Below are 23,638 nucleotides of genomic sequence, written 5' to 3'. Positions count from 1 at the left end.
TATTTAACCAACCATTTTTTCTATAAAATCAATTCTTCCTATTAACCAATCTAAGTCCACATCACTTATATTCATATCGTTATTCCGGAGTATAAATATATTTTCAAATTTTTTTTGGTCATAATTAGTAGTTAATATCAATTTGCTTTTTCCTTCTACACTTTCCAGGTATTTTTTAGCATAAAAATCACCCTTAATGTAATTACAATAAGCATAAATAAAAGTGGCGAACATAAAACTCAGAACTCTTTTCTGTCTTTCCTCATCACCCTTGTTAACCTTAAATTCCATTTCTAATTTATTTACCAATTCTTGTGGAGTATATGCCTTATCAACTATTTCTCTAATAAAATCTTCATTGTATTTCTTCAAAAGGATAATTAAAAGAATAATTTCAGGGAAGGTATACTGGTTTGAGGAAAATGATGAAAGAACAATTTTGAAATGGGCGATTATTTTTTCAATTGCCCTCAAATTAAGAGTTTTATTTAAAATCAAAACGATAAAAGTTTCTAAAAAATTTGCGAACTCAACATTTAAACCACGACTATGTAATCTAGTTTGTTTTTTATAAAATTCCTCTATTCCGAAATATTCAAAGTAATAGTCAACTACTTTTTCTGCATCGGGATTTGGAATACTATATTCCAAATCAATGAACCTTTTTAGATATTCCTTCGAATCAAAATTTTCGCTGCCATATGCACCTTTAATTGCATGGCACAACTGGCTTTTGTCAATGGACAAAACAAAAACAATACCTGGAACGTTGAAAAAATGCTTTACCTTTTCTAAAATTTGCACGCTGTAATTTGGTCTACACCTATCCAATTCATCAATAAAAAACACAATAGGTCTTTTATTGTCCACTGATTCAACGAATTTTTCAAGACTTTGTCTGAACTCAAGAATTCCTTTTTTTCTCTCCTTTATCTCTTTTAAACTGCTTTCTATTTCGTCCGTAGTAAACTCTACAGCAGCCTCTGCTACTATAGTAACAGCTTCATTACCCACAAATTTTCCAACGGCTCCTTTAACTAATTCGGGCGCAGCCTTTTTCATGAACTTTGCTGTTTTACTAATTAAACTATCGAAATTTTCATATGACTTCTCCCTAAGCTCCTCGAGCTCAGCTATTAATGATAGGATAACATCATCATGAAAATCATTCTCCCATGCGTTGAAGTAGAGGGTGCTGAATCCTATATTTTTCAGTTTTTGCCGCCACATATTTATAAAAGTGGTCTTGCCTTGACCCCATTTGTTATCTATAGCCAATACAAAACCATCTGAATAATTTTCAGTAATACTAGTCAACACATCAGCATACTGTTCCCTACCTAATTTACAATTTACAAAAGGGTTGTTTTCAGGTATTACTATGTCATTATGCTTAATTTTCATACCTCAACAGCTTTATCTGTTAACTCCCCTGTGAACGCCATTTGAAGGATAGATTTTTTGAGTTCTTCGAGTGAATTTAATTTTTCCAGATATTGAATAATAAGTTCACTCGTACCTTCTCGTAATTGATGCATTACGCTAATATATTTGCCCTCAATAATTTTTGATGTTGGAATCGACAATATTGAACCTTTTACATCGCTATCAGTTACAGCGGGATAACTTGCTCCCCGTTGTAAGGACTCCATTCTATCTATGAATGTTGAAGTCAAAAGATAGAAAAATATCCAATCTGTACTAATCTTTTCATTTGGTCTTAACACTACATAACCAGTACTACAAATTTGACCATCTAGTTCTTCATCAATAATAGTTGCTCTTTTTAGTGTTGGTCTTGTAGTAGCAAATATTACATCGCCTTTTTCAATAATTTTTTTTGCTCGGCTTGGTGCATTCTTGTCATTAACTATTGCTGTTTCTGTCACTTTTAAAGTTTCTCTCGAAACTGAACTTAAATCAACGTACTGATATTCTTCATTTATATGGTCTTGCCACCTAATATTTTTTGTTTTCATACAAACTTTGCCCAAAGTCCTTTCCTCCCAACCCTCACCTTTTTGACTAAAGATATCGTTGAGTTTGGACTGGAACAGCTCCTTTGCATTTTCAATGTTTTTCTCAATATTAGCTTTAGCTTGGTCTATGGCCTCAAAGGCCTCGTCCAATAGGGCAACGATTTGTTGTTGTTCAGGAAGAGGTGGTGTGGGAACATCAATTTGCTTTAAAATTTTAACAGATGCTACGTTTTTTATGGCTGCTCCAACTGTGTTCTCTTCTATTCTTGCATCAAAGTCTGGACTGGTCATCCAATACCTTAGATATTCAACATCCAAAAACTTTTTTGGTGTAAGCTTCAAAAGTGCTTGATTAATTATCCCTTTCTTTATACTTTGTGGTACAATTGCAACTTTCCCCATTGTTCCGGAACAACTCATTATTAAATCGTTAGGCTTAAGCTCGAATCTTTTCATTTCATTGAACTTTTCCTCATCAACAAAATATCGTATCTCAGTAAATTGATCATAAATGGCATGCTGCTGTTCATAGACTGCATATCCATCCTCGACAAAACCACTTTTCTTTAGACTACCACCAAATGGACCTCTTACAAAATCACAAACTTCACCGAACTTTTTTAATACCATCATTTAAATTAACTCTTTAATCGATTGTAAAATTGCATTAGTTTCATCATCTAATGATTCCATTTCCGCTAATAAGTCCTTTGGGCTTCGTAATGCTGCTTCCTTTGGAATATTTGGGTTTTTAACAATCAGGTCATAGGTTTTTTCATCTATTGTTGCCACTTTTACATTCCACGATTGCTCCGTTTCAGGTTTGGTTTCTTGTAATTTTATAAACTCCGCTAAATCCTTATCATTTAAAGGATTGGTCTTACCCATGTTTCGCCCTGGGTCCAGTTGATAATACCAGATATTTTTAGTTGTTTCACCTTTCTCGAAAAATAACACCACAGTTTTTACTCCAGCACCTAAAAAGGTTCCCCCGGGCATATCTAATACTGTATGTAGATTACAACTCTCCAATAAATATTGGCGTAAGGCAACAGAGGCATTATCGGTATTACTTAAAAAAGTATTCTTTATGACTATAGCAGCACGACCTCCAGTTTTTAAGGTTTTTATAAAGTGTTGTAAAAACAGAAAAGCGGTTTCCCCTGTTTTAATATCAAAGTTCTGTTGTACCTCTTTACGTTCCTTTCCGCCAAAGGGTGGATTGGCCAGAATGACATGGTAACGGTTTTTCTCTTGGATGTCCCTTATGTTTTCCCCCAAGGTATTGGTATGGATAATGTTAGGGGCTTCTATCCCGTGCAAAATCATATTCATAATTCCAATCACATAAGCCAGGTTCTTTTTCTCCTTTCCATAAAATGTTCTTTCCTGAAGGGTCTGGAGATTATCCGTGGTTTTTTCCATGCGGTCATACATATACTCATAAGCCTCACATAGGAAGCCACAGGAGCCTGCCGCTCCATCGTAAACCTTCTCGCCTATCTTTGGGTCCACTACATTTATCATGGCCCTAATGAGTGGCCTGGGAGTGTAATATTGCCCCCCATTACGACCAGCATTACCCATATTCTTAATCTTGGTTTCGTACAACTCGCTCAGCTCATGCTTATCTGTTGATGACCTAAAGGGAAGCTCGTCGGCATAATCTAAAATATCCCTTAAAATGTATCCACTTTGAATTTTATTTTTTAACTCTGAAAAAATCTCACCTATTTTATATTCTATGGTCTGGGGGTTGTCTGCCGTAAGTTTAAATCCAGCCAAATATGGAAATAGCTTCTGGTCCACAAATTGGATAAGATCCGGTCCTGTCATTGCAATGTGATGGTCCAATTTGCCATCTGCCCCTTTAGGCATCGCCCAAATTGGCCAACGGTATTCTGGGTCTAATATGTATTGGTAGTATTCGTCTTTTAGCTCTGCTTCATCTGCTTTGTCTTGCTCCAGTTCGTCCAGGTATTTAAGGAACATAACCCACGAGGTCTGTCCTATATAGTCCAATTCACTATCTGCACCTGCATCTTTGTATAAAAGGTCGTCAATATTTTTAAAAGTTTGTTCGAACATCGGTCATTTTGAATTTGTCTCTAAAAATAAAAAAAGCAGCTATTAAACGACCTTTATTATTTTATTTCCGTTTATATTTCCATGATTGCACTAATTTTCAAAATTGCTTGCCATGAAACTTTAAATATATAAATAAAAAGGGCAACATATCTGCTGCCCTTTCTTTCTAAATGTATTTCCATATATATCCTCCACTGCGATCCCTTTCACCTCTACAACATCTAGAGATACAGGTTTTGGATATTCCTGTTTGCTTTGATGCTTCTGAAACAGATACATATTTAGCTACAAATTGATTCTGAAGGGATATTTGGTAAACTTCCTTCTTCCTTTTATCCATTTCTGGTATAAATGGCTCTGAACAATCATAACTCCAATAGAACCCTCTACAGGATTTATTATAGCCAAGGCATGCATTGCTTATAGATTTCCTAGATGAATTAACCGCCTTAGCAGCATGTTCTAATGAATCATAAGTCCCAACCAATCTTCCTTCATCCACACTATATTGGTAAACATTCTTTTGAACTCCACCTCCACAATCGGAATTATAGCCATCTTTGTTACTTTTATATTTCAAAATGTATTTTTTCTCCTTGCTAGCCATCTCATTGACATCATTGGCAGTATCTATTTGCTCCCAAGTAAAAGCCTCCGGACCATAAGTCCCGATAGCTTCCTGAAAATAACCTCCTAATCCTTTATTGGATTTTTGTATATGGTCCTGCATACGCTCTTCCAAACTTTTACCCGTCGCACCAATGTACACACCACCAGATTGGAAATTGACCGCCTTATATATTATATAATTACTATTTTCTTTCTCCATTTCCAGTCCCCAAGTTAATTTTATAAACTCCCTCATTACCCTCTTTCCTTTCAATTAAACCATCTTGAATTTGATGTCCAATTTTTTTATACAGGGTATCCTTCGACATTGTATTATTAGAAACGAAATTTTCCATGAACTCCTGAGACGTTATAGTCTGACTACCCTGACTAGCCTTACTCTTAACATATTTATATATAAGATCATTATTGGTAGAATTTGCCCTACCGTCAATACGACTGTCTTTATACAAATTATACTTATTTTCCGTCGATAAATACTCTACCCATCCATCATTGGACATTTTATATAAATAAGAGGTGGTATCATCCTTTTCAATATATTTATTGTATAATAAACATGCATAACTTCCACCCGTCGCTCTTGGCACATGTGCTAAGCCATATGCATAGTCAAATTCTTGGGCAATAAATCGGCTACCAGCGATTGAATCTTGGTCAATTGGCTTATCACTGCCTTTTGTCATATGATGCACTATAATCAATGTTTTATTAAGATTCCCTAAATACTCTTTAAATGTCTTAGTAAAATTTTGTGCTATAAGACTCTTTTCAATTTCCCCAATGCACATATGACCTAAACTATCAATAAACACAACTTCCGCCTCAGACGCAATTATATAATTTCGCATTAGTTCCCAGTCATTCTCGGTATTCAAATATTGAGGAAAATCCAAAGGAGTACTTAAATAATTACTAGCGAAAAGATCCAACTCTGCAGGGGTTAAACTTGCAATCTGTCTTATATTTCTTCGGCTTTTAACTCTATAACTTTCCTCTAAGTTAATGAACAGTGATTTTCTAGGAACTCCATCCATTGGAAATCCAAAAAATTCCTTTTTACCAACACTTAGGCTAATTGCCAGGTTTTCGGCAAATGTAGTTTTACCTGTCTTTCCCACACCAGTTATCAATCCTGTTGAGCCCTCTGGTATTCCTTTCCACAAAAAACTTGGTTCTGGTTCTTCTTTTACCTTGTTAATAAGGTCAATAGCCTTGACAACAACTATTCTACCTTCTTCATTTGAAACATGATTAGTTTCTTCCATTCTATATTAATATTATAACTAACGAAATATCCCAGTCAGGATAGTCCGAGTAGTCTGATTAAAGTTTCGGCAACTATTTAAGCCGACAGTTTTAATAAAATTTTGGAATAGTTATTTTAAATGAAGAATATGGCGAGCGCCCAAATAACTTTATTTTTTTGTTTTTTTGCTTAATCACTTTCATCAATCTCCTTCATCTAAAATCCAAAAACAGCTACGAATATACGTAAAATTATTGAATTTTCCTAATTTTTAACAATATATATTTTTTTATATCAATTTTTTGTTGTAAATGGGCAACTATACTATTTCTAGTTTTCATCACCCATTTTGAGCTCAAATCATTTTCAGTGGTTCTTTGTTAAAGGAGGAACCGTCTCAAAAGCTTGGTTATCCAAAATACAGCATGACTCCTTTTTTTTATAAGATTATGTCGAATCTATTATAGTAATAGGCTTCTCCCTTAATTATGTACACCGTTACCAAATCCCTAGTAACTTTGACTTCTTCTACCCAGACAATACTGCCTTTTTTTAAATTGCCTACTCCCTGTAGTACCCGAACCTTAAACGGACAAAAAAGTATTTTTAACAAGTTGTTCCAGGTTATTATGTATAGTTCTTTAGGCGAGCTATATTTAAGTAATTCCGCTAATTTCTCCTCATCCATATTGCCAATTTATAAGTTATTCCACTAGCTGGTTTATTTGCAGTCAAGCGCCTAATAGCTATATTTATTATTGAGTGTACCAATTTAAAATTCCGTTTTCCATGGAATTTCCTAGGTTGTTGATCAACTCGTATGCATTTACATTGCGTTCCAAGTTCGTATCGATATAAGATGACTTGTTGGCTTCGGTTAGCAAATTGAACAATTTCCAGAAGTCTATGGAACCATCCTTATTTCTTCCAAAGTTTGGGCAGTTATAATAATTCTTGACCAACACACTTACCTGACTATCGTTTAGATGGATAGGGAATACCTGAAGCTGTTCCGACTTGGTCATGTGATGGTACATCCTAAGTCTCCCCAAAAAATGGGCAAATTGCTTCTCCGTAAATCTATATCTGGACATTCTCTGCATCAGTTCCAAATGTCTTTCCCGATTATAGGATTGAAATAAATTCTCCATCTGTTTGCCCAGTTCATCTATTGACCCAATGCGTATTTCATTGGAAAATCCATCTGTTGAAATGCACAGATTTGTACAAACCTTATTTTTAAAGCCAATAAAAACCTTGAATTTCTCCAAGGATTTTCTGCTGTACAAGTTTTCTTGATTATAGGCACGGACCCCACCTACACTAAGACTCAGTTCGTTTCCATTGATTACCTCTACTATGTTGGGTAGGTCAATTAGAAAACCACATCTTTCATAATAAATGGTCTTCTCATGTTCCTTTAGCTCCTTAACTGGCTTGCCTATGGCAGATGGTATCCTTCCCTTGACCACATGGCTTACCCTAATGTCAGGTGAATTGACCTGCAATTCAGGAAATAGATTTTGAACTATCTCCATGGTATTGCCAATAAACTGTCCGTGGCTAATGGTTGTTTCATTATCCTTTGACCAAACTGGTATAATACAATCTTTCTGTAGATGTTCCAATGACACCTTCTGTGTATTGGCTTCTATAAAACTACTGGAATGATTGTTTTTAATTTCCATTGTGTCCTGAATCATCGATTGTGGACGAGGATTAGTTATTAGTTCCATGTTCTTTTGTTTTTAGAGGGTTAATAATGGTTTCTGATGACACAATTTGACCTGTAACGGTTTCCAAAACGGATTTGCGATTTAAAATCATTGGATAAACTTCCTTTTTAAGTCCTTGATATTTTTGATATAAATGGCGCAAACCCTCAATTGTAGTACATTTGGCTATTTCTGTTTTGGCTTGTTCTACAGATAATCCTTCATTGCACCAATGAATCAGTTTTTTACCTGTGGCTTGGTTTATTATAAATTCTGGTTTATCCATAAAAAGTCCTGTGCGATCTTTTGATGCCTTACAAAGATGCTTGTCATTGATAAGTTCAAAATTCACAGTAAGCTCATACTCATAGCCCTCACGCGTAATCTCTTTTGTACCATGTTTGACAACCTTGGTCTTTCCATTTTGGTCACTATCCAGGGAATAGTCAATCTTGCTCCTGACCGTGGTTACCATGTGACATCTGGATTGCAAAATGGCATCTATAAAAGCCTGGTGCCGTGGAGATACTTTACTCCAATCCTGAAACCTGCCTCCCAATTGCTCATGGATTTGGAGACATCCTCCCTTACCCTGCCATTCATGGGTTATGCTATCGATAATAATGACCTCCATAGACGCATTCTCACAAGTTTTAATGGCTTCTATGTATCTTTCTGGACTATAGGGTTCATCGAGTGATAAAACACTAAAATTGCCCAAATGGGAATAAAGGCTGGCACTGTTATTTTCTGTATCTATTATGGCAATCTTGGACCAATCATTGGTTATTCCATGAGCCAATAATAAAGCGGAATAGCTTTTGCCAAATCCACTTGCTCCACTCAATCCAAGCCTCAGTTTTACCTGGTGCCGTTGTGCAGTTTGTAATTTCATGATTTCTATTTTTGTTTAGGTGATATATGTATTCGATAATATTTTTAATTAGATCATAATTAAATTTTTGAGGTTATCATAAACTTAATTAAGAAGCTCCCAACTGAAAAAAAAACATAAAAAAAGAGCTCCATTTCTGAAGCCCTTTATAATTATGTAGGTTATTTTTCTAAGAAACCAATTCCTCCTCCACTATATGATTATCCAAGATTTCCTCATCTGGACCAATAAATTCATACCTATGCGACAAGGACATGATTTCTCCTGTTTCCGGATTGGTGTACTCGTAAGGGTCAACCTTAACTTTCTTAATGTTTCCTGCCAGTTCGTTACCAATTAGACTTTCGCAAACGTTGCTGTCAAAGGTACAGGGCACATGAGCTTTCCTAACGGTAAGATAGGTTTTGCCAGTTTCTTTACTTTTGACTGTTTCCAGTCCTCCGTGTACAATTAATGTACAAAATTCAGTTCCATCCTCTTTTGAATAGGTCTTGTAACCAATTATTTTTACCATGGTCTTTTTAATTTAAGATTAAACAATTAAAGCACGGGGGTATCCCGTAAAATCCAAAAAGGGCGGGGGGTGAGCTTTCGGTTAGTCTGCTCTTGCGTGAAGGAAGTGTCAGAAAAAATTTTAGAAAAAAATTTTTGAAATGTAGATTTTTTTTAGGTTCTGAATATTGAAATCATTTTGTTCCAAAATCCTTGTTTCGCAACTATTGGTGGATTTGGATCGTCCTTTATTTTATAGTTGATTAGTACCCCATTATTAAATTCTAAAAATAGTAGTTTTTCATACTCTGTTGCATAACCTGCGTGGACATACTTTGTGATTTTTCCATGAGGAAGGCTTATTGAGCCACTAAACCAATTCGCAAATACCTTTTCTTTATCTGGAAATAAATAGTCCAGTCCAACCTCTACAATTTCATTTCTTATTTCTATTTGACTAAAAAAATCTATTATATATAGATGGTTATTGAGCAATTCCCATTTTCCGACATATCCCCTCCAACATCCTGTATTTAGAATTGAAAATTTGGGTTTATTATCCAATTTTTCCAAATAAGGTTTTAATGGTTCTGTTGCCATCCCGTACTCTTTACCATCGATATACAATTTCTCCTTTACTTGAGAAGTCATTACTCCATTCTATTTATTTATATCTTTCATTATACTAATCACAATGGCTGCTACAATTCCAAAAGTTATCAATAACATTATATTGCTAAGTACATTTTCGACTCCCGAGTCAACGTCAAATTTAGATCCAAGAAACCCATCAATAAACCATAATAAACAGATGAATACAATTAGTCCAAAAATTGAACACCCTTTGTTAGACCCATTTTTGCTATCTTCCTTGCTATTATCTTTTTCCATAACATTACAAAATTCAGTTTCAGAATCTTACTTTATTTAAAACAACCTAAATTAAGTCGCAATGTTCCCTTATTCTCAGTGATAGTCGAACCAACTAGGTTCTCACCAACATAAACAAAAATACTTTTCAAATCATAGTTTAACAGTTCTAATAACGATGATTTATCTATTTCATAAAGACCAATAGCCACATCTCTACCATTCATTTTAATCAATTCAGAGACTAAAGGTTCCAAGGAAATTCCTTTTTGACCTGCTGTCTGAATGACAAGTTTACCTGTTAATTTTTGTGGCGCTTTACCTTTAAAAAGAATAGATGTATTCACCATTACAACATCCGTTGTAATGTTCTTATAAATGGATACTCCAATTTCGTAATCCGATTGCCTTACAACTGGCTTGGGATTAAAATATTTAATTAAATTTCCATCTGGTTTTTCCGTTGTTTTAATATCACATTGCGCAATTCCAAACTGATATAGCAACAGGAATATAAATGATAATCTAAAATTTTTCATTTGGTATAGTTGAATTATGGTTAATTAAAAATAGGCATATATGCCTATATAAAAACATTTTTTCTCCACCATTTTTATTGTGTGGATTTAATTGACGAAAATGCATTTTTATTAAGCTTCGGGAAAAACCTCAGAAGATTGAGAAAATCTAAAGGTTTCACTCAAGAATTCCTTGCCAACGAATTAGGCGTTGAAATCTCACAAATTAGTAGAATAGAGAGGGGAATAATAAATACCTCTATTGCCAACGCCTCTCGAATTGCTACAGTCCTTGATATAAAAGTATCTGAATTATTTGATTGGTAATCGTTTAGATCGCTGTTCCATTACTTTACCTATTTTTTTCTAAACAACCTTCCTAAAGCATTCCTATGTTATACTAATACTTGAATGACCTAAAAGCTCACTGACAGTCTCCATAGGAATGTCGCTATAAATCAACACCATGGATGCAATACACCTTATCTTATAACATAAAAATAGTGTGCCTGAAAATATTAAGTTGTTGTACTTAGACAGATACGGCTGCCATTAGGGCTCCGTCCAGGCAATACAATGCATATAATACATATGTTCCCACAAATACTTTTAAAAACATTAAAAATCCACTAGATTAGTGGTGTTGACAAAATAGAAATATATACACTAGTAATTATATACAACTTTGGGCACAATTAAATAAAGTTACGGTAAATTATAATGAAATAAATACAATGAAACTAGATAGAATACGCATCAAAAATTTCAGATCAATTAAAGATGAGACAATTCATCTTGATCAAAACTGCAAAATTTTAGTTGGAAAGAATGAAGCGGGCAAAAGTAATGTCTTAAAGGCAATTGCCTCCGTTTTCGGTGAGTATTCCGTTTCTACAAAGGATCGAAGAAAGAGAATTGATAACGAAAAAATCGATGAGTATTTTGTTCGAGCAATTGTCAAACTTGATCAGACAGATATAGATGAAGTTTTTCAAAGATTTAATATGATTGAGAAGACTGAGTTGATTGAATTAAAAAATAAAAAATCAATCCAAGACTTGATAAAAACGAAATTTCATGAGCTAATTATTCAGATTGACACTAAAAATGATTCAAGTCCTTTTTTTAGCTATTGGCAAATCAATGATAATGATTGGGGAACTACTAAAAAGGTCTTTATAAAGAATAACACATTGAGTCTTGAAGGTGATACAGATTTTAACCTTAAATTTAAGTTATTTGAATACGTAAAGGAAGTTTATACTGAACAACCTATTAATTGTAATTATTGGCAATATAAAGAGGACTTTCTTTTACCAGGTACTGTTTCTATTGATGAATTCGTAAAGGATCCAGGTTCCCAAAAAGCTCTTGAGAATATTTTTACCTTATGCAATAGAGCCGATGTAAAGCAAGAATTTGAGGATGCCATCGAAGAAGATGGTGATTATACCAATTTACTGGAACAGATCTCAAAAGCAACTACGAAAGTATTCCACAGTATTTGGAAAGATTTTAAGCAAACTCGTCTTGCTTTGATTCCGAATGGGAAAGAAGAAATATTAATTAAAGTGGTCAATAAGACAAACTACTCATTTGAAGATCGCAGCGATGGTTTCAAAAAATTCATTAGTATTTTACTAATGTTAAGTACACAATCCAGAAGCAATAAATTTGATAGTCATGATATCATTCTCATTGATGAACCTGATCAGAGCTTGTACCCGACTAGCGTACGTTACCTACGAGATGAATTGCTGAAAATTGCTGAAAAGGCTCTAGTTATATACACAACACACTCGCAATATATGATTGATTCTAGGTGTATAGATCGTCATCTAATCGTTGAAAAAATAGATGACATTACTACTCTGAAAGCACAAGATTCTAATGCGCCTTTTAGCGATGACGAGTTATTAAGAAACGCAATCGGCTCGAGTATTTTCGAATGTTTACAACCTATCAATATCATTTTTGAGGGCTGGCTTGATAAACAATTGTTTGAAAAATATTGTGTATTCAATAGGGATAAATCTTTTGACGAATATGGTAAGGTATTTCTAAGAGGGATTTCAGGACTCGAGGTTTTAGTTCAGCTTTTAATTCTGGCTAACAAGAAATTTTTAATAGTGGCAGATTCCGATAAAACCTCTAATGACAAACGCAAAGATTTTGAAAAATACTACCCCGAATACAAGAACTATTGGCTGTCATATGGAGACGTAGAAAGTAAGGTTTCGACAATGGAAGATTTCCTGACCCAAAGTTACATTAATACAACAATCAAAGAAAGTGGGCATGCAGATTTCACTTACGACTTATCAAAAAATGCAATTCAAAATATTGACAAAGCCACTTCAAATGACAAAGACAATAAACAAACTATAAAGAAAAACTTGATTATGAAACTTACTAAAAGCAAAATTGAATCTGATTATTCAAAATTTATATCAGAGTTAAAAAAGAAACTTAAAGAATTTTAGGACGGCAATTGAATATATGAAAACTGTTCCCAATCGAGTAGAGGGTTCCGCCCCTAAATAGAAACGGACTGCACCTCTCACACCACCGTACATATGGGTCTCGTACTGGGTAATTTTATCAATATTAAAATGAGAAAATTCATTAAATCCTCACTATGGCTTAACAAGAAGGGATTTAACCATGTGCCTTACTGAATCAGTTTTTTTGATACCCTATACATCTCCTCACTAACCCTCTTCTGAACAATCTTTCCGTAATACTCCTGCGTAATCTTCATGCTGGAATGACCTAACAATTCACTCACGATTTCCATGGGAACATCATTGTAAAGGAGCACAGTAGATGCAAAAGTTTTTCGAGCCACATGATGGCTTATAGATTTATTTATTCCTACTATTCCAGATATTTCCTTTAGATAGGAGTTGATTTTTTGGTTGCTAAATTTAGGTAGTGCAAAGCCCTCAACCGTATTGTTATATTTATCTAGGAGGACCTTGGCTTTTGGCAATAATGGAACAGATATCATTTTACTTGTTTTCTCCCTTTTCATTTTGATCCATAGGTTACCATCAAATCCCTTTATTATGTGCTCTTTTTTTAAATTGGACATCTCATGGTATGCCAATCCAGTATAACAACAAAAAATGAATAAATCCTTTACCAATTGAAGTCTAGGTTGGGTGAACTGGTGTTTCTCAAGTTTTTCCAACTCTTCTGTAGAAAGGAAAACAACCTCTTTTAAGACCCGTCCTGGTTTATGTTGTGTGAATGGGTCTTTATCCAAATATCCTTCGGCTACAGCCACCTTAATAGGTTTTCTGAAGCGTTGGATAGCCTTGTTTATGGTAACTTGCTTCTGACCCTTTACTATCTTTAAATAATGCTCTAAATCATCTAAAAATTGAGGGTTAAGTTTGTTCAGTGGAAAGTCCTTCTTTTTATATTCCGATAATATAAAAGCCTCAAGGTCATTGCACACATACTCAAATTTTTTATAAGTAGCTTCCTTTATATCCTTATCTACTAGTTGGGATTTTTTAACTAGGAACCTCCTAAAATAGTTCACCACGTTGTCCTCTTTCTGGACTACCCTACCTGCGTATTTATCAAAAATGTCATTAATATCATAATCGTCAGAGGCTAGTTCCAATGAGAGAAAAGCATTATTGAGTTTCTGACTTATTATTGATAGATGTCCATTTTTGGATTTACCTTCCAAGTCAGTGTCAAGTACTATTTGTCTTTTCGCATTCCAATACTCTGGACTTACAAATAGACCTGTAGAAAATTCCTTTCGTTTTTTCTGATAGGTGATTCTACATTTAATTGGACATAGTCCTTTTTGATTTAGTTTCGATTTATTTAAGTAAAACAAAACTGAGATTGATAGTTGATTCATAACCAATTGATTTTAATGTTTAACAATTGGCATGCAATTCGGATTTAAAAATGAGACACCTAGGAATTTTGAAGGGACACCTAGAGGGACACCAAATATCCATTAATAACTTGGCAAGTTGACTTTTTGTTGGAAAGTGTACTTATGGTCTTAAATAAAGGTAATCTCAATGTTTACCGACCAAAAACAAAAAATCCAACCTAAACAAATAGATTGGATTTTTATAAAAAGCTCCCCCTCTTGGGCTCGAACCAAGGACCCTCTGATTAACAGTCAGATGCTCTAACCAACTGAGCTAAGGAGGAGTGTATTTTTATAACCTATGGCGGGCCTGCCCGCCGAAGGGACGCCATCGGTGTTCCGTAGGCGGGTGCAAAGATAAATGTTTTTTCAAATTTGCCAAACAAAAAATGGCTGATTTACCCCTAATTCCCAAAAATATTTATTTCCCCTATAAAAACTTCTTGATGATATTCCAGATATCGTTTCCAAACACCACTGCCATAAGCCCCATAAGTAGTACAAAACCAATTATTTGACCCGTTTCCAATACCTTTTCACTGGGTTTTCTACCTGAGATCATTTCGTATAACAAAAACATGACATGTCCGCCATCCAAGGCCGGAATAGGCAGAATATTTAAAAATGCCAACCATACCGAGAACATGGCCATAAAATTCCAAAAGAAAGTCCAATTCCATTTTTCAGGCATCAATTCAACAATTCCGATAGGTCCCTTTACCTGCTTGTAGGCGCCCGTTTTAGTGTTAAAGATCACCTTAAATTGCCTAATTTGATCCGTCAATACCTGAATGGTTCGCTTATAACCTGCAGGGATGGCTTCAAGAAAACTATAATTATCGGTAACCCTAAGGTCGGTAATATCCAACTCTATTCCTATTATAGCTTCATCGGGAACAGTCAATCCCAAATGTTCGGTAGTACCGTTCCTTAAAACACTGATGTCCAATTCTTGGTTGGCGGAAGTGCCGATCTTACTTCTAAATTCATCCCAAAACTCGGTTGATTCCCCATTTACCCCAATAATTTCATCTCCCGGCAATAGGCCCGCCTTTTCGGCTACAGAATTGGGCTGTACCTTTGCAATTATGGCTTTCGATCTATACCCTAGGAAGTTTTTACCTTGAGTTGAAAAAACGGTTTCCTTTCCTTCATCGGACAAAGGCACTGTAATTTCCATGCCATCCCTTTTAACCGTTACCTCATCGCCCAAAATAATGTCCAATACGGCTTCATTGAATTTTTTGGTCTTCTTATCGTCCACCATCAAGATCTGATCGCCAGTCTTCAATCCCAATTGCTCCCCAATGGAATCTACTACAATACCGTATTTTAAACTATCCGAAGGAATATAGGTATCCCCATTGCTTGCCAACATCACCGTATAGATCACCCAGGCCAACAAAAAGTTGACGATTACCCCTCCGGTCATAATGATCAATCGCTGCCATGCCGGTTTGGAACGGAACTCCCATGGTTGCGGCTCCTGCTTCAGCTGCTCGGTATCCATGCTCTCATCGATCATCCCGGCTATTTTTACATAACCGCCCAAGGGCAACCAACCAATGCCATATTCCGTATCCCCGATTTTCTTCTTGAAGAGGGAAAACTTCACATCAAAAAATAAATAGAACTTTTCTACCTTGGTCTTAAAGTATTTTGCGGGAAGAAAATGACCCAATTCGTGGAGGATCACCAAAATGGAGATGATAAGTACAAACTGTACGATCTGTATGGCTAACGTCATTAAGTAAATTTTTTAAACTATAAAAGCGCACAAAAGTACATTATTACACGGTCTTAAAAAAAAACTATTCCCCACAAGGGTTTTTTTTAAGAAAGATTTAGTAGCCATCCCCGATTACTTACTTGAAATTTATAGCAATCTACCCTACCTTTACCAAAAAAATGCGTTCGTTTTTTGCCAAATTCAAATTCTTCGGCATCGTACTGCTGGTAGTTTCGGCAGTAATCATTTCCCTATTTTACAATGCCTTGCAGCCCAAGGAAATACTGCCCGTTTACCAACCGGCCATGGTAAATTTTGAATTGGTAGACAGCACCCTGCAGCATGTAAAAAAATACCACACTATAGCCGATTTCGCCCTGACCAATCAGAACGGGAAATTGGTGACTCAAAATGATTACCGTAATAAAATATATATTGCCGATTTCTTCTTTACCACCTGCCCCACCATTTGTCCCATTATGACCAAAAATATGGCCGCCATCCAGGATGAAATCTTGAACGATGAAGAGGTGATGTTACTTTCACATTCGGTGACCCCGGACATAGACTCCGTACCCCAACTAAAAAAATATGCCCTGGAAAAAGGGGTAGTGGACAACAAGTGGAACCTGGTTACCGGCAACAAACAGCAGATCTATGAACTGGCCAGAAAATCCTATATGGCAGTAAAGACCGATGGCGATGGCGGCCCGTACGATATGATCCATACCGAAAACTTTATTCTGGTAGATAAGGAACGTAGGATAAGGGGTTTCTATGACGGTACGGACTCTGAGGAAATGGAAAAGTTGTTGGGCGACCTTGAAATATTGAAATCTTCCTATAAGGAATGATAATATTGGCTTTTATTGCGTAACAATTCAAAGCAATAACGCAATACCCCATTCATCCAAACGTATTTTGTCCAAGTGTCGTGTCAATGCTACTTTGTCGTTTAAGTCGCCGTTATTTTTTATCTGGGCAAGGCAAAAAAATGTTGCATAGCCGTAGCTACGGAACTGTTTTTTAACGAAGGCCAGGTGAAAAAGAATAAGACTTGGGATGGCTAAAGTAGGGTTGACAGGACACTAGCCAAAAATGGCCCATCCGCTCCCCATGCAAAAGCAGCCCCCTTTCCAATGGGGTCAACTTTTTATGGTTTTAGCTGTTTACTTCATCTTTTTCTTTTAAATTTGCGCTTAATTAAAATCAATCTAAATAAAAATTGATTACAACGGTAGCACATTTAAGACGAGGGCAAAAAGGAATCATCAAAGAATTCGCCGATGGAATTCTTCCCATTAAACTATTGGAACTGGGTTGTCTCCCGGGCAATGAAATAGAATTGGTGCAGGTAGCCCCTCTTAAAGACCCCATATACATCAACGTTAACGGTACCCACATCGCTATTAGGCGTTCCATGGCCGCCTTAATAGAGTTGGAAATTATTGAAGATACCCCACTATGAGCAAACAGATCAAGGTTGCGCTTATAGGCAATCCCAATACCGGTAAAACTTCGGTTTTTAACCAACTTACCGGGTTAAAACAAAAAGTGGGCAATTACCCTGGCATTACAGTCGAGAAAAAGGAAGGGGTCTGTAAATTGCCCAGAGGAGTAAAGGCCCATATATTGGATTTACCAGGTACCTATAGTCTTAACACCACTTCCTTGGACGAGAGTGTGGTCGTAGAGCTACTGCTCAACAAAAACGACAAGGATTTCCCGGATGTTGCCGTCGTCATCAGCGATGTAGAAAACCTCAAGAGGAACCTGCTGCTTTTTACACAGATCAAGGATCTTAAAATTCCGGCGATCTTGGTCATCAATATGGCCGATCGTATGTCCAGGACCGGCATCTCACTGGACATTGATTTATTGGAAGAAAAATTAGATACCAAAATTGCCTTGGTAAGTACCAGAAAAGGAACGGGCATAGACCGTATTAAGGAATTGATCGCCGATTATAAAAATCTTTCCATATCCCCCAATGTCGATACTACGGTAATTGCACCCGAGTATTTTGAAAAATTAAAAACCACATTTCCAAAAGAAGATCTTTATAAACTATGGTTGGTAATTACCCAGGATGTAAATTTTATGCCCATTGAAAAAAATCCGATCAACATTCCAACTTCTTTCGATATTAAATCCAAACCAGAACTAAAACGCCTACAACAGAAAGAAACCATTCTTAGGTATCAATTTATAAACGGTATCCTAAAACAGGCCTATAAAGTGGATATAAATGCCGCCAAGGGACTCAGGGCAACCTTGGACAAGATTTTGACCCACAAAATATTCGGGTACGCTATCTTTTTCCTAATTCTGTTGACCATTTTTCAGGCCATATATGACTGGAGCAGCTATCCAATGGATTTTATAGATGAATCCTTTGCATCTGCCAGCGAATGGGTAAAGGACACTTTGCCCCCAGGCGTATTTACCAATTTAATAGCCGAGGGAATCCTAGCAGGGATAGGTGGAATTGTCATTTTCATTCCGCAAATTGCCTTTTTGTTCTTTTTTATTGCCCTCTTGGAGGAGTCTGGCTATATGAGCAGGGTTGTTTTTTTAATGGACAAACTTATGCGACCGTTTGGCCTAAGTGGAAAGAGTGTAGTGCCTTTGATCTCGGGAACGGCCTGTGCCATTCCGGCCATTATGGCCACCAGGACCATTGAAAATTGGAAGGAGCGACTCATTACTATTTTGGTAACCCCCTTTACCACATGTTCTGCGCGCTTACCGGTTTATCTTATCATTATTGCCCTCGTAATCCCGGAAGGAAGATTTATGGGCTTAAGCTATCAGGCACTGACCTTAATGCTCCTGTATCTTATGGGATTTGGGGCGGCCATATTTTCTGCAATGATCCTGAACAAGATCATGAAGATCAAGAGCAAGACCTTTTTTGTCATGGAAATGCCCAATTATAAGCTGCCACTGGTCAAGAATGTGGTGTACACGGTTTGGGAAAAGACCAAAAGTTTTGTTATAGGTGCGGGTAAAATAATTTTGGCCATCTCCATTATCCTATGGTTTTTGGGTTCCAATGGCTTTTCCGATGATTTTGAAAATGCAGAGGCGATCGTTACCGAACAGATAAAAAATAAAGGCTTCTCGGACTTCAACCAATCCAATATAGAAAGTACAATGGCCAGCTATAAATTGGCATTACAGGATAGTATCAACAACAAAGTTTACGCCTTGGACAAAACAGCATTGAACGACTCGCTAAAAACCAAGGAAATGGCCCTAAACGAAAAGGCCATCAACCAGGAAATTGCAAGTTATAAATTGGAAAACTCCTATATGGGATATATGGGAAAAGCCATAGAACCCGTCGTACACCCGTTGGGATATGATTGGAAAATTGGCATTGCCGTACTTACTTCCTTTGCCGCAAGAGAGGTCTTTGTGGGTACCTTGGCCACCATCTATAGTGTGGGCAGCGATGAGGAGGACACCATAAAGAACAGGATGGCGGCCGAAATGGATCACAAAACAAAAAGACCATTATTTAATCTGGCCTCAGGGATATCCCTTTTGCTTTTCTATGCCTTTGCCATGCAATGTATGAGTACCCTGGCCATAGTAAAAAGGGAGACCAATTCTTGGAAATGGCCTGCTGCACAGCTGGTTTTTATGAGTCTTTTTGCGTATATTGTAGCATTGATCGCCTATCAGGTGCTTAAATGAGAAAATAGAGAAGAGACAGTCTATCATCTGTATTCTCTTTTCTATTATCTTTTTTCTATGTTCTATTATCTTAAAAAAATGCATATTCTTCAACACATTCTGGTCTATATTACCGTGGCAGTAGCCTTGGGGTATCTCATAAAGAAATTCCTTTTGCCAAAATCCCTGTTTGCAGGAAAAAGAAAGAACTCCAAAGGTTGCAGTGATGGCGATTGTGGCTGTCATTAGTCTTTGGATATGAGCATTTAGAAGTGAGTATTGAGTATAAATCTTTCATTAGATGCTAACTTTTCTACTTTCCACATTCAAACTTGCCTTTGAACCTGCCAACTCCTGTAAAAAGGTCTCTCTCAAAAGCAATCGGGATGGCTCCATCTCCATTAATACAAACCCCCATCCTCTTACAAAAAAGCGGGACAGGCGCTCTCAAGAGGAAAATTTTTCAACACTGCCTGCCGTATACTCATGTTCATCGCCCACGGCTTATGCCTTATGCCTTATGCCTTATGCCTTATGGCAAAAATACTTTATAAGCTAAAAACAGGAATTCCTAAAGAAAGACTAAATCTATCATAAAGAAAATAGAAAATCCAATACGATGTAAGCTTCTTTTCTTTAGTTTGTTGCTACAAAACGAACTACCACCATGCAAAAAATTATATATTGGTTTTTGGCCCTGATCCTCTCTTTTTATTTTTCCTCCCTCAGTGCCCAAAATATAAGCTCCAAGATCGTGGATTCCATTACACAACATCCCGTTCCCTACGCCACGGTACAAATAAACAAGAAAGGGGTAATTACCAATGAGGAAGGGCGTTTTAGTCTACTGTTGGATCCAGGAACCAAGGAAACCGATTCCCTTTTCATTTCCTGCATGGGATATGAAACCTTGGGCAGGCCCTTGAACCAATTTAAGGAGAGTGTTATTCTTTTAAAAGCGAAACCCATAGAGTTGAATCCGGTAATTGTAAGCAATAAACAATATACGGCGGAAGAGCTTATTGAGCAGGTGAAAATAAATATCGACAGAAATTATGGTACCAAACTCACAAAAAAAAGAGTGTTTTTTCGGGATTCCTACCATCAGACCCTTACCAAGGACAACTATACGTTCAAGGAATCTACAATAGCTGCCCTAAACAAAAGGTTCTTGGACAGTGTTCTAAATTCCATCCCAAAAAAATCAAGTCGCTACACAGAGATCCTTGGCGACTTTTATGGCAATTTTGAAAAGGACAACCAAAAACTGGACCTCATAAAAGCTTCTGACCTATATGATAAACAAAGCGAACTGGACCTCACCTCATTGGAGGAAAAATTCAATGACATCCTCAGGAAAAATATTAAACCCGACTCCTATTTCAAAATAAAATCGGGCCTATTTGGCACCAAGGTGGATGCGGACGAATTTATGAGCTTTAAAACCGATTCCACCGATGCCGAGGCCCTAAAAAAGGAACTGCTGGAAAAGAAAAAAAAGGAGGAAGACCGTAAGAAGAATTTTGCCACCTTTAAAAAAAGCAGTTTAGGGAAAATTATGGAGAAACAGTTCTTTCTGGACGATTCCGACCTCAACTTCATCAACAAAAATAACCGCTATGATTTTAAAATGGTAGCTTTTACCTATTGGGGCGATGATGCCGTTTATATATTGGATTTTGAGCCCAAAAGAGGAGAGGACTATAAGGGACGGCTGTATATAAATGCCGATGATTTTGCTATTATCCGTTTGGATTACAACAATGTTAAATCATTAAGGACCTTTAACCTTTTAGGGATTTCCTTGGACCAGTATTTGGACAGGGGCAAAATGATCTTCTCCAAAAATAAGGATGGCTTTTATTATTTACGCTATTTGGAAGAAGAATTGGGGGCCAGGGTCGGTATTAAAAGACCATTAAAGATAATTGAAAAAAATAAAAGGGTAAAGGGAAGGAACAAGCAAAATGAGCTTTACTTAAAATTGGATATGGCCAGCAATGGGGTAAACAAGCACGAACTTATCCTTTTTGATACGGAGGTAATCACAGAAAAGGAACTCAATTCCATTAAGGAAAACAATACCATACTTCCTACCTATATGCCCAATTATGATCCGGAATTTTGGAAGGGGTATAACATTTTGGAGCCCAACCAGGCCATTAAGGATTTTACGGCCCAAGTGGAGATCGATTGACCACTACACTAAATTTTGGACAAAGGAATAGAGCAATAATGCCCAGCCCAATACCAACAATAATCCGCCCAAGGGGGTAATAGGTCCCAGAGCCTTGATTTTCCTCCCCTTTGCCGCACTAATGGAAAGGCCATAGATACTAAAGGAAAAAAGAAATGTCCCAATTATAAAACTATACACCATATATCTTTCCAAGCTAGAGTCCAGATTAAGATTAAATCCCAATACCAGCAACAGAATGGCATGGTACATTTGATATTTGACCCCGGTTTCAAAACTTTTTAACTGTTGTTCATTTAAGGTCTTTTTTAAGGCGTGCGCACCAAAGGCACCAAAAACTACCGCCAAAAGCCCGTAAAGGGAACCCATTATATGAGCTATTAGTACCATAGTTCTATTCCTTAGGTGGGTTGATCTTATTGGACAAAAACTGATACATCAGCTCGGTTTCCGTACTATCGGTCATATTCAGAAATAATTTCATGGAATCCCGATAGACCAACCTGATCTTTTGTTGGGATAGTTTATCCACATAAACATATACCTTATTGTTGCTTAGACTATCCTCCTTAAAAACACCTTTTTCCCTTTCCTTAACGGAAAAACCGTTGATGCGCTCCATGGAAGGTATCTTTTCCACCATGCTAACACTATCCATATCGGCATAAGGAATTTCTACGAAATATATTCCCGACAATATTTCCAAGCCTTCCTTTTCCGTCTTTACCCAATTTTTGTAATGTGCCGTAAAAGCCAAGACCACAACAATTATTGTGACCACAATAAGTACGTTGAGCATCCAATGCCTTTTTTCTGTTTTTCCCATATTAGTGAAGATAGCCTATTAATTTATAAATAATGGAACATTTCAACTAAGTCCCACGTCCAATACCATCATAATAATAAACCCCCCTATAAAACCCATGGTGGCTATGTCCGTATGTTTATCCTGTTGGGTTTCCGGAATCACCTCTTCCACGACCACAAATATCATTGCCCCGGCCGCAAAAGCAAGTGCATAGGGCAAAATGGGCTGAAACGTAAGAACGGCCCAGGCCCCCAAAACTGCGGCAATGGGTTCTACCAGGGCAGAAGCCTGACCAAACATAAAGCTCTTTCTTCTGCTTAGCCCTTGCCTTCTTAATGGCATGGCAACAGCAAAACCCTCGGGAAAATTTTGGAGTCCTATTCCCAAGGCCAAGGCCACTGCCCCACCAATTGTGGCCCCGTCAAAACCTGCGGCCACCCCTCCGAACAATACCCCAACGGCAAGTCCCTCAGGAATATTGTGCAAAGTGATCGCCAATGTCAATAAAGTGGTTTTATGCCATGGCGTTTTTATACCTTCCTTTTCATTCTCTTTAAAGTTGAGGTGTAAATGCGGCAAGACCTTATCCAGTCCAAAAAGAAACAATGCCCCCAATAAAAAACCGACTGCCGCAGGAATTACTTTTATAAATCCCTCCCCCGGGCTCATTTCAATTCCCGGTGCCAAAAGACTCCAAAAGCTGGCGGCTACCATAACCCCTCCCGTAAAACCTAACATCCCGTCCAATACCGCTCGGTTCATGGTCTTAAAGAAAAAGACCAGGGAAGCTCCCAGGGCTGTTAGCCCCCAAGTAAACAAGGTGGCATAAAAAGCGGCCAAAATAGGGTCTATTGTCTCGAAATAATGGATAACTTCATTCATT

22 protein-coding genes and 1 tRNA gene are annotated in these 23,638 nt (G+C 36.9%); 7 read left to right on the top strand and 16 right to left on the bottom strand.

The window, feature by feature from the left end:
• Positions 1–3 precede the first annotated feature (3 nt).
• The 10 genes from D0S24_RS00990 to D0S24_RS00935 form a co-directional block, all read right to left on the bottom strand.
• On the bottom strand, positions 4–1,404 hold the full coding sequence (locus D0S24_RS00990) for a P-loop NTPase fold protein (RefSeq protein ID WP_117017999.1): 1,401 nt from the start codon (positions 1,402–1,404) through the stop codon (positions 4–6).
• Positions 1,401–2,612 carry a restriction endonuclease subunit S gene (locus D0S24_RS00985; protein WP_117017998.1) on the bottom strand — a complete coding sequence of 404 codons (1,212 nt, stop codon included), beginning with the start codon at positions 2,610–2,612 and terminating at the stop codon, positions 1,401–1,403. Before D0S24_RS00985 ends, D0S24_RS00990 begins: the two co-directional genes overlap by 4 nt.
• A complete protein-coding gene (locus tag D0S24_RS00980; protein WP_117017997.1) occupies positions 2,613–4,067 on the bottom strand; it encodes an N-6 DNA methylase in 1,455 nt (484 codons plus the stop codon).
• 166 nt (positions 4,068–4,233) lie between these two features.
• Positions 4,234–4,896: an NUMOD1 domain-containing DNA-binding protein gene (locus D0S24_RS00975; protein ID WP_117018549.1), complete on the bottom strand. Its 663-nt coding sequence runs from the start codon at positions 4,894–4,896 to the stop codon at positions 4,234–4,236.
• Positions 4,880–5,965, bottom strand: coding sequence for an AAA family ATPase (locus D0S24_RS00970; RefSeq protein WP_117017996.1), 1,086 nt, complete (start codon positions 5,963–5,965; stop codon positions 4,880–4,882). The genes D0S24_RS00975 and D0S24_RS00970 overlap by 17 nt, the downstream gene beginning before the upstream one ends.
• A 736-nt stretch (positions 5,966–6,701) precedes the next feature.
• Positions 6,702–7,682, bottom strand: a complete 981-nt coding sequence (locus D0S24_RS00960) for a DUF3871 family protein (protein ID WP_117017994.1) — start codon at positions 7,680–7,682, stop codon at positions 6,702–6,704.
• Complete coding sequence (locus D0S24_RS00955) at positions 7,666–8,556, bottom strand: AAA family ATPase (protein ID WP_117017993.1); 891 nt, start codon at positions 8,554–8,556, stop codon at positions 7,666–7,668. The genes D0S24_RS00960 and D0S24_RS00955 overlap by 17 nt, the downstream gene beginning before the upstream one ends.
• 169 nt (positions 8,557–8,725) lie before the next feature.
• Positions 8,726–9,070, bottom strand: coding sequence for a hypothetical protein (locus tag D0S24_RS00950; protein WP_117017992.1), 345 nt, complete (start codon positions 9,068–9,070; stop codon positions 8,726–8,728).
• 152 nt (positions 9,071–9,222) lie between these two features.
• Positions 9,223–9,699, bottom strand: coding sequence for a hypothetical protein (locus tag D0S24_RS00945; RefSeq protein ID WP_117017991.1), 477 nt, complete (start codon positions 9,697–9,699; stop codon positions 9,223–9,225).
• Positions 9,700–9,971: 272 nt separating this feature from the next.
• Positions 9,972–10,457: a hypothetical protein gene (locus tag D0S24_RS00935; protein WP_117017989.1), complete on the bottom strand. Its 486-nt coding sequence runs from the start codon at positions 10,455–10,457 to the stop codon at positions 9,972–9,974.
• Between the two features lie 81 nt (positions 10,458–10,538).
• Between D0S24_RS00935 and D0S24_RS20985 the strand changes: the two genes are divergently transcribed.
• Together D0S24_RS20985 and D0S24_RS00925 are read left to right on the top strand one after the other, a co-directional pair.
• Positions 10,539–10,763: a helix-turn-helix domain-containing protein gene (locus D0S24_RS20985; protein WP_258922812.1), complete on the top strand. Its 225-nt coding sequence runs from the start codon at positions 10,539–10,541 to the stop codon at positions 10,761–10,763.
• Positions 10,764–11,170: 407 nt separating this feature from the next.
• The gene (locus D0S24_RS00925) at positions 11,171–12,919 is read left to right on the top strand and encodes an ATP-dependent endonuclease (protein ID WP_117017987.1); all 1,749 of its coding nucleotides are present in this window, start codon (positions 11,171–11,173) and stop codon (positions 12,917–12,919) included.
• A gap of 188 nt (positions 12,920–13,107) precedes the next feature.
• Here D0S24_RS00925 and D0S24_RS00920 read toward each other — a convergent pair whose 3' ends face one another.
• From D0S24_RS00920 to rseP, 3 genes are all read right to left on the bottom strand, one after another.
• Entirely contained in the window at positions 13,108–14,319 is a 1,212-nt protein-coding gene (locus D0S24_RS00920) for a site-specific integrase (protein ID WP_117017986.1), read from the bottom strand.
• A 231-nt stretch (positions 14,320–14,550) separates the two neighbouring features.
• Positions 14,551–14,624: transfer RNA gene (locus tag D0S24_RS00915), tRNA-Asn, on the bottom strand.
• A 146-nt stretch (positions 14,625–14,770) separates the two neighbouring features.
• Positions 14,771–16,087 (bottom strand): RIP metalloprotease RseP, encoded by a 1,317-nt coding sequence (rseP, locus tag D0S24_RS00910; RefSeq protein ID WP_117017985.1) that lies wholly within the window; start codon positions 16,085–16,087, stop codon positions 14,771–14,773.
• A gap of 161 nt (positions 16,088–16,248) precedes the next feature.
• On the opposite strand from rseP, the gene D0S24_RS00905 reads away from it, so the two are divergent.
• The 5 genes from D0S24_RS00905 (at position 16,249) to D0S24_RS00890 (ending at position 21,947) form a co-directional block, all read left to right on the top strand.
• A complete protein-coding gene (locus D0S24_RS00905; protein ID WP_117018548.1) occupies positions 16,249–16,923 on the top strand; it encodes an SCO family protein in 675 nt (224 codons plus the stop codon).
• Between the two features lie 371 nt (positions 16,924–17,294).
• Positions 17,295–17,537 (top strand): FeoA family protein, encoded by a 243-nt coding sequence (locus tag D0S24_RS00900; RefSeq protein WP_117017984.1) that lies wholly within the window; start codon positions 17,295–17,297, stop codon positions 17,535–17,537.
• On the top strand, positions 17,534–19,771 hold the full coding sequence (feoB, locus tag D0S24_RS00895) for a ferrous iron transport protein B (RefSeq protein ID WP_117017983.1): 2,238 nt from the start codon (positions 17,534–17,536) through the stop codon (positions 19,769–19,771). Before D0S24_RS00900 ends, feoB begins: the two co-directional genes overlap by 4 nt.
• A gap of 78 nt (positions 19,772–19,849) precedes the next feature.
• Entirely contained in the window at positions 19,850–19,999 is a 150-nt protein-coding gene (locus tag D0S24_RS20980) for a hypothetical protein (protein WP_181937999.1), read from the top strand.
• Positions 20,000–20,417: 418 nt separating this feature from the next.
• Entirely contained in the window at positions 20,418–21,947 is a 1,530-nt protein-coding gene (locus D0S24_RS00890) for a carboxypeptidase-like regulatory domain-containing protein (protein WP_117017982.1), read from the top strand.
• 3 nt (positions 21,948–21,950) lie between these two features.
• On the opposite strand, the gene D0S24_RS00885 is transcribed toward D0S24_RS00890, so the two are convergent.
• Genes D0S24_RS00885 through D0S24_RS00875 form a run of 3 tightly spaced genes read right to left on the bottom strand, consistent with a single transcriptional unit; the run spans position 21,951 to position 23,637 of the window.
• Complete coding sequence (locus D0S24_RS00885) at positions 21,951–22,337, bottom strand: DUF423 domain-containing protein (protein WP_117017981.1); 387 nt, start codon at positions 22,335–22,337, stop codon at positions 21,951–21,953.
• A 4-nt stretch (positions 22,338–22,341) separates the two neighbouring features.
• The gene (locus D0S24_RS00880; protein ID WP_117017980.1) at positions 22,342–22,773 is read right to left on the bottom strand and encodes a hypothetical protein; all 432 of its coding nucleotides are present in this window, start codon (positions 22,771–22,773) and stop codon (positions 22,342–22,344) included.
• 42 nt (positions 22,774–22,815) lie between these two features.
• Entirely contained in the window at positions 22,816–23,637 is an 822-nt protein-coding gene (locus D0S24_RS00875; protein ID WP_117017979.1) for a ZIP family metal transporter, read from the bottom strand.
• Between the last annotated feature and the right edge of the window lies 1 nt (position 23,638).

The organism is Arenibacter sp. P308M17 (assembly GCF_003426735.1).
Lineage (GTDB): Bacteria > Bacteroidota > Bacteroidia > Flavobacteriales > Flavobacteriaceae > Arenibacter.
The sequence above is the reverse complement of the archived record's forward strand: the minus strand, read 5'-3'. Positions and strand labels throughout refer to the sequence as shown.